The organism is Enterococcus sp. RTP21361st1_A6_RTP21361_211029 (assembly GCF_040910045.1).
In the GTDB taxonomy this organism is placed as follows: domain Bacteria; phylum Bacillota; class Bacilli; order Lactobacillales; family Enterococcaceae; genus Enterococcus_D; species Enterococcus_D gallinarum.
On sequence record NZ_JBDGBK010000123.1, the window covers coordinates 1 to 7,109 of the forward strand.

Below are 7,109 nucleotides of genomic sequence, written 5' to 3' on the forward strand. Positions count from 1 at the left end.
AGTTAATCTTATCATACAAAAAAGGAGTGGATTTCTCCACTCCATAAAAGTCTAACTTTTTGGGGTCACTACATATACGCGGCCTTTTTTTATGTGATTCTTTATTCGCCTTTATGCAAATCGCGAATCATTTCATCGATCTTATTTCCATATTGAACAGATTCATCTAGTTCAAATTGCAACTCCGGAACTTTATATAATGACAGTGCCTGTCCCAATTCACGACGGACTAACCCTGTTGCTTTCTCTAATCCGGCTTGTGCTTTTTGCTTTTCAGATGCAAGATCACTCAAAGTGCTGTAGAAAATCGTTGCTTGCTGCAAGTCCCCTGTCACGCGAACATCTGTGATGGTAACATCTTGAACACGAGGATCACGGACTTTCTTACGAAGTATTTGATTCACTTCTTTTAAGATTTCTTGGGCAACTCTACGGTCACGATAATTAGCCATTCAAAAAACCTCCCTGATAACTAGTGTCTTAATTCATTGGTACTTCTTCCATTACGTAGCCTTCAATCACATCATCTACTTTGACATCATTGAATTTCTCGATCATGGCACCACATTCAAAGCCTAGTTTTACTTCTTTCACGTCATCTTTGAAACGTTTCAAACTAGCTAATTTTCCTTCATAGATCACGATGCCGTCACGGATTACCCGCACACCGCTGTCACGGCGAATGCTGCCTTCCGTTACATAACAACCGGCGATCGTACCAACTTTAGAAACTTTGTAGGTTTCACGAACGATCATTTGACCAGTGATTTTTTCCTCAAATTCAGGATCAAGCATCCCTTTCATCGCTGTTTCGATTTCTTCGATAGCTTTGTAAATGATTCGGTGTAAACGAATATCGACTTCTTCGGCTTCGGCTTGTTGTTTAGCTTGCGGAGTTGGCCGCACATTGAAACCAATAATGATCGCGTTACTTGCTGCTGCAAGTGTCACGTCACTTTCATTGACTGCTCCAACTGCTGAATGGACAATATTGACCCGAACGCCTTCTACATCGATTTTCTTCAATGAAGCACCCAACGCTTCAGCAGAACCTTGAACATCCGCTTTAATGATTACATTGACTTCTTTTAATTCGCCTTCTTTTAGGCTTTCAAACAGATTGTCAAGCGTTACCCGGCTGCTGGAAGCGCGTTGTTCCATCACGGCGCGTTTCGCCCGTTCTTCCCCTGCTGCACGAGCTGTCTTTTCGTCTTCAAATGTAACGAATCGATCACCCGCTTGCGGCACATCATTCAATCCGGTAATTTCAACTGGTGTAGCTGGTCCCGCTGTTTTGTCCCGACGGCCTAAATCGTTGGTCATCACACGAACTCGACCGAATGTGTTCCCGACGACGATAGGATCACCTACATGTAACGTTCCTTGCTGTACCAATAAGGTAGCAACCGGACCTTTTCCTTTATCCAGACGAGCTTCGATCACTGTACCGATCGCCCGTTGTGATGGATCTGCTTTCAAATCTTCTACTTCAGCAACAAGTAAAATCATTTCCAGCAATTCTTCAATATTTTGACCAAATTTAGCAGAGATTTCTACAAAGATGGTATCGCCACCCCAGGCTTCTGGAATCAATTCATATTCACTTAATTCTTGCATGACATGTTGCGGGTTCGCACCTGGTTTATCGATTTTGTTAACCGCAACGATGATTGGTACTTTTGCTGCTTTAGCATGGTTGATTGCTTCGACAGTTTGTGGCATTACACCGTCATCTGCTGCTACAACTAAAATCGTAATATCAGTGATACTTGCTCCCCGTGCCCGCATACTTGTGAAGGCCGCGTGTCCAGGAGTATCCAAGAAAGTAATTGGTTTGCCATCGATATCGATTTGATAAGCACCGATATGCTGCGTGATCCCACCAGCTTCTCCGCTTGTCACACGAGAATGGCGCAATGTGTCTAATAACGTTGTTTTCCCGTGGTCAACGTGTCCCATGATGGTAACTACCGGCGGACGAGAAACAAGATTTTCTTTGTTTTGTTCTTCTGGTTCAAAGAATTTATCGATATCCGCGATGTCGATTTGAACTTTTTCTTGTGGTTCAATACCGTAATCAGTTGCTAACAATTCGATCGTATCTTTATCCAATGGTTGGTTTTGATTGACCATAACTCCCATCATAAACAACTTCTTGATGATCTCAGCAGGTTCACGATAGATTTTTTTCGCGATATCCGCTACATTCATGCCTTCTGTATATTCCAATACTTCTGGTAATTCACGGAATTTACGTGCTGGAACAGGTGGTTTTTTCTCTTGCTGTTGACGACCTTTTTTCCCTTTTTTGTTAAACTTGTTGCGGTTATTGTTATTGAAATTATTGTTGCGTCCGTTGTAGTTTGACTTACCACGGTTTTGATTTCCACCGCGATTTTGGTTATCACCAGCTGGACGGCTTTGTGTTCCTTGACTGCTAGCCCCTTGGTTTGGACGACTTTGTTGTCCTTGTGCTGGGCGATTTTGACTTTGATTTCCTTGGTTCGGACGATTTTGTTGTCCCTGTGCTGGGCGATTTTGTTGCCCTTGACCGCTAGGACGGTTTTGTTGTCCTTGTGTTCTATTTTGGTTCGTTGGACGATTTTGTTGTCCTTGATTGTTACGATTTTCTTGGTTATTCACTCGATTTTGACTTCCTTGGTTATTTGGTCGATTACTTCCTTGATTTGTTGATCCGTTGTTTTGACTTGTTGGGCGGTTGGGTTGTCCTTGACCATTAGGACGAGAATTCGTCGTGTTCCGCTGCCCTTGATTATTGTGTCGGTTCTGGAAGTTAGGATTATTTCTCTGCGTTTTAAATTTCTTTTGCTCTTGTTTTTCCGGCTGGTTGGCTGGTTTCTGATTTGCGGGAGTTGGTTTTGGTGATGATCGATCATTTGGATTGCCGCCTAATGACTGCCGCAATTTTTGCGCCTCTCCATCTGAGATCGCGCCCATGTGATTTTTCACATCAAAGCCTAAAGATTGTGCTTTTTCAACAACCTCTTTGCTCGATTTGTTCCATTCTTTTGCAAGTTCATAAATTCTTTTTTTTCCCATGCAATCACCTTCCTAACCTAATATTAATTCCTGCACCTTCTTTGCAAATCCTGCATCTAGAATGCCCACCACCATTCGCGGTTTGCCAATGGCTGAACTGATTTCATCGGCAGAAAATGTATCTAGGAGCGGAATTTCATAATAAGAACTTTTGTCCTTTATTTTCTTTTGTGTATTTTTACCAGCGTCACTAGCGACAAGTACGAGAGCTGCTCGTTGTTGACGAATCTCTTTTAACGTCATCTCTTCGCCAGTGATCAATTTCCCAGCACGCATGGCTAGTCCTAACATATTCAATGCTTTTTGTTTATTCATTTGCAAATAACTCTCTTCGGGCTTTTTGATGCGTCACATAGTCTAAGAGTTCTTGATAAAATTCATCTGACAATTTCGTCTCTAATACTCTATCCAAGATCCGCTTATCCCAAGCTAATTGCGCTTCCTCTGGTTCGATAGCGATGTACGCTCCTCGACCCGGCATCTTGCCGGATGGATCGATCGCAACGGTTCCTTCTTTCGAACGGGTGATGCGCAGCATTTCTTTTTTGGGAATCATTTCCCCTGAAACAACAGATTTTCGTAAAGGAATTTTTCGTTTTTTCATCGCGATCTCTCCTTGACTTATTTTTTGTCAAAATCCATGTTTTCGTAATCGTCTGCCGTCATATCAGAAGCAATGATCATTTCGTCGTGAGACTCATTATCTTCGATAGTGCTTTCTTGACTTTCAACAGCCTCGCCTTCATCGATATAGGCGCCTTCTTCTAATTTTGCATAAAATTCTTCCATGTCTGACTCCGATTTGATATCGATCTTAAAGCCAGTCAATTTCGCAGCCAAACGGGCATTTTGTCCTCGTTTACCAATGGCAAGCGATAGCTGATAATCAGGTACGACCACCGTACAAGCTTTCGGATTATCCACATCAAAAATAACATCAGTCACTTCTGCTGGATTCAATGCATTTGCAATAAATACCGCTGGATCATCATTCCACTCAACAATATCCATGTTCTCACCTTTTAATTCATTGACAATTGCTTGAACCCGTTGTCCCTTTGGACCAACACAAGTTCCGACAGGATCGACATTAGCATCAAATGAGCGCACAGCTACTTTAGAGCGGTCTCCTGCTTCTCTGGCAATGCTGACGATTTCAACTGTACCATCATAAACTTCCGGTACTTCTTGTTCAAATAAACGGCGTAATAAATCAGGATGACTACGGCTTACAAAAACTTGAGGCCCTTTCGAAGTATTTTCGACCCGAGAAACAAATACTTTGATCCGATCGTGAGGTTGATAGAATTCATTTGGCATTTGATCTTGTTTTGATAATACTGCTTCGATTTTTCCAAGGTTCACATAGATATAGCGATTGTCCTGACGTTCAACGATCCCTTGCAGGATATCTTTTTCATAGGCACTGAATTCATTGTAGATGATTGTCCGTTCTGCCTCGCGCACCCGTTGCAAAATGACCTGTTTTGCTGTTTGAGCAGCTATCCGGCCAAAATCTTTCGGGGTCACTTCGAAACGGATCTTATCGCCAATCTCGTAAGCAGGATTGATCGTCATGGCTTCTTTCAAAGACACTTCCAATTGAGAGTCCATTACTTCTTCGGTCACTTCTTTGACTGCATAAACGTGAATATTGCCTTTTTTCTGGTCAAATTCAACTTCTACATTTTGCGCTTGACCATAATGACGTTTGTACGCTGACACTAACGCGGCTTCCAATGCGTCAATGACGATCTCTTTTGAAATGCCTTTTTCTGCTTCCAATGCATCAAGTGCATTTAACATTTCTTTACTCATGATTCTTCCATTCCTCCGTGTTTAAAATTGGATTGCTAAACGAGCTTTGGCAATATTTTTCCGTTCGATCGTTAGTTCTTTTTCTCTTGTTTTGATTCGAATCTTAATGACTAGTTGTTCTTCATCAAAGGACTGCAAAAAGCCTTCAAATTGCTTTTCGCCTTCCACCGGCTGATACAAGGAAAGATGGATATATTCTCCAACTGCACGGTGATAGTCCTCTTCTTTTTTGAGGGGGCGTTCAGCACCAGGCGAGGATACCTCTAAGAAATAGGCTTGTGGGATCGGATCTGGATCACAGGCATCCAATTTATCACTCAGTTGTTCACTGACAAAGGCACATTCTTCAATATCGATTCCGCCCTCTTTGTCAATAAACACCCTTAGAAACCAGCTTTTTCCTTCCTTAACAAATTCTACCTCAACTAATTCAAAATTTTGCGCTTCCAGAATGGGGGTCACAATTGTTGTGACAGTTTCCACCACTGTACTCACACGACATCGCCTCCTTTATTTCTCAACGAAACGAACTTCATTCCATTAAAAAGAGTGAGCGAAAAAACCGCTCACTCACTCTAAGTATCATTACTATGTAAATATAACATAGTTTACTAACAAATTCAAGTATCCTAGCATTTTGTGGCTTTTTCTGAAAATTTTACATCCTATTTCTTAAGATTTCTTCCTTCAGAATACTTCCTTGTTCCCTCTATCTCAAAATAGGCAGCTGTCTTTCTTGATTCAAGCAATGAAGGCGACAAGCTTCGTGATGACTTGTGGAAGCAAAGCTTTCGGATCAAAGTCCATCGGCGCTTGATCAGGAAAAAAGTGCCACATGCGGTAGCCATAAACGCCCAGAACAGCAATCATCAGTCCAAGCCAAAAGTAGCGATTTTGATTGATACGCTGAACTATGGGCTTTTTCCAGAAAATGACAAGTAACACTAGCAAAGGAATGAGCCAAAAAAGTGGATGAAAATAAAAAGCGCCTTGTATGTCACCTTCAAAAAGATGCAAATAGGCGCGAGTCATTCCACATCCAGGGCAAGGAACCCCCGTCAGCAGTTTAAACGGACACATTAATAATCGGTCCAATCATCAGTGTCTTGAGTAACTGATTGGCTTGCAGAATCTGCAGACTCCCACACTTGATTCATATCCGATTGTAAAATGGCCATATTGATAATGTCCAAACCAAAAATCGCTAAGACAACAAACAACACTTTATTATCATTGATACGTGGAAATTTCGTTTTTTCCTGTGCAGTGATAAAAATGTCCGCGATTCGATACCACCAATAAATTTGGTACAACCCGCAAGTAATGATCGTCAACAACACAGACATGCCTGGGGTAAGGCGATAATCTTCACTATATTCTGTCAAATCTTGCGTGGTTTGGTATAGCCAGAAAAGTGAATAGATGCCGCAAGTAATAATAGTTAGTAAAATCACCATTAAAATGGACTTTTTCTTGGATTGATAATTTTGATACATCGGTTACTCCTTCTAAAAGATTGAATCTTTTTACTTTTCTTCCAATTATACACCAATCCAAAAAAGTGGAAAGTCCTTTTAAAGGAAATTTATTTCAATAATAATGAAAAAAAAGGATGTAATCTAAGCTTTTTAATAAACGAAACCTCTGAAGGACATTGGGATGCTGTTAATCTCCAACTAGTCACCAGTAATAACGCCAGCTGGACAAACACTTTTTTTCCACTGTCATTCGGATAGTCTCATTTTTTGCTTCTATTACAAACCTTTTATTACAATCCTTTTATTATAATCCTTTTAATTGATTTATGCGCGACTATAATTTTTTACTTCTGCTGCCATTGCATCAACAAAGATATTTAGTTCTTCAACGTTCGTTTCTTTGCTGCCGTAACGACGAATATTGACAGTTGCATCTTTGACTTCTTGGTCTCCGACAACTAACTGATAAGGAATTTTTTGCATTTGTGATGCGCGAATTTTGTAGCCCATTTTTTCATTGCGATCGTCCACTTCCACACGTAAACCTTGTGATTGAAGACGTTCTTTGATCTCATAAGCATAATCGCTGTGTGCATCGACTGAAACAGGAATGATCGTTGCTTGGATCGGTGCCAACCAAGTTGGAAATGCGCCTTTGTAAACTTCTGTTAAGTAGGCAACGAAACGTTCCATTGTTGAAACGATCCCGCGATGGATCACGACTGGACGATGTGTATTTTCACCATCTTCACC

General features: G+C 41.2%; 9 protein-coding genes. All 9 read right to left on the reverse strand.

Translation table 11 applies throughout. The features are described 5' to 3' along the window. Positions 1-101: 101 nt before the first annotated feature. Positions 102-452 (reverse strand): 30S ribosome-binding factor RbfA, encoded by a 351-nt coding sequence (gene rbfA, locus AB5Z52_RS15290; protein WP_005471299.1) that lies wholly within the window; start codon positions 450-452, stop codon positions 102-104. A 28-nt stretch (positions 453-480) separates the two neighbouring features. Next, entirely contained in the window at positions 481-3,060 is a 2,580-nt protein-coding gene (gene infB, locus AB5Z52_RS15295) for a translation initiation factor IF-2 (RefSeq protein WP_368243608.1), read from the reverse strand. 12 nt (positions 3,061-3,072) lie between these two features. After that, entirely contained in the window at positions 3,073-3,375 is a 303-nt protein-coding gene (locus AB5Z52_RS15300) for a YlxQ-related RNA-binding protein (protein WP_005471295.1), read from the reverse strand. After that, positions 3,368-3,664: an RNase P modulator RnpM gene (locus AB5Z52_RS15305; protein WP_003126378.1), complete on the reverse strand. Its 297-nt coding sequence runs from the start codon at positions 3,662-3,664 to the stop codon at positions 3,368-3,370. Before AB5Z52_RS15305 ends, AB5Z52_RS15300 begins: the two co-directional genes overlap by 8 nt. 17 nt (positions 3,665-3,681) lie before the next feature. Continuing rightward, positions 3,682-4,878 carry a transcription termination factor NusA gene (gene nusA / locus AB5Z52_RS15310; protein WP_096710612.1) on the reverse strand — a complete coding sequence of 399 codons (1,197 nt, stop codon included), beginning with the start codon at positions 4,876-4,878 and terminating at the stop codon, positions 3,682-3,684. A 21-nt stretch (positions 4,879-4,899) separates the two neighbouring features. Then, entirely contained in the window at positions 4,900-5,373 is a 474-nt protein-coding gene (gene rimP / locus AB5Z52_RS15315) for a ribosome maturation factor RimP (protein ID WP_003126376.1), read from the reverse strand. Between the two features lie 246 nt (positions 5,374-5,619). Then, positions 5,620-5,973, reverse strand: a complete 354-nt coding sequence (locus AB5Z52_RS15320) for a DUF2752 domain-containing protein (protein ID WP_368243605.1) — start codon at positions 5,971-5,973, stop codon at positions 5,620-5,622. Beyond that, positions 5,958-6,374 (reverse strand): DUF4234 domain-containing protein, encoded by a 417-nt coding sequence (locus AB5Z52_RS15325; protein WP_003126374.1) that lies wholly within the window; start codon positions 6,372-6,374, stop codon positions 5,958-5,960. The genes AB5Z52_RS15320 and AB5Z52_RS15325 overlap by 16 nt, the downstream gene beginning before the upstream one ends. Positions 6,375-6,680: 306 nt before the next feature. After that, positions 6,681-7,109 (reverse strand): His/Gly/Thr/Pro-type tRNA ligase C-terminal domain-containing protein (locus tag AB5Z52_RS15330; protein ID WP_368266995.1); only part of this gene is annotated, 429 nt, incomplete at its 5' end.

Excerpts from the sequence above, each read along its gene's own strand:
- rbfA (WP_005471299.1), bottom strand. The coding sequence starts at position 452 with ATGGCTAATTATCGTGACCGTAGAGTTGCCCAAGAAATCTTAAAAGAA.
- infB (WP_368243608.1), bottom strand. The coding sequence starts at position 3,060 with ATGGGAAAAAAAAGAATTTATGAACTTGCAAAAGAATGGAACAAATCG.
- AB5Z52_RS15300 (WP_005471295.1), bottom strand. The coding sequence starts at position 3,375 with ATGAATAAACAAAAAGCATTGAATATGTTAGGACTAGCCATGCGTGCT.
- AB5Z52_RS15305 (WP_003126378.1), bottom strand. The coding sequence starts at position 3,664 with ATGAAAAAACGAAAAATTCCTTTACGAAAATCTGTTGTTTCAGGGGAA.
- nusA (WP_096710612.1), bottom strand. The coding sequence starts at position 4,878 with ATGAGTAAAGAAATGTTAAATGCACTTGATGCATTGGAAGCAGAAAAA.
- AB5Z52_RS15325 (WP_003126374.1), bottom strand. The coding sequence starts at position 6,374 with ATGTATCAAAATTATCAATCCAAGAAAAAGTCCATTTTAATGGTGATT.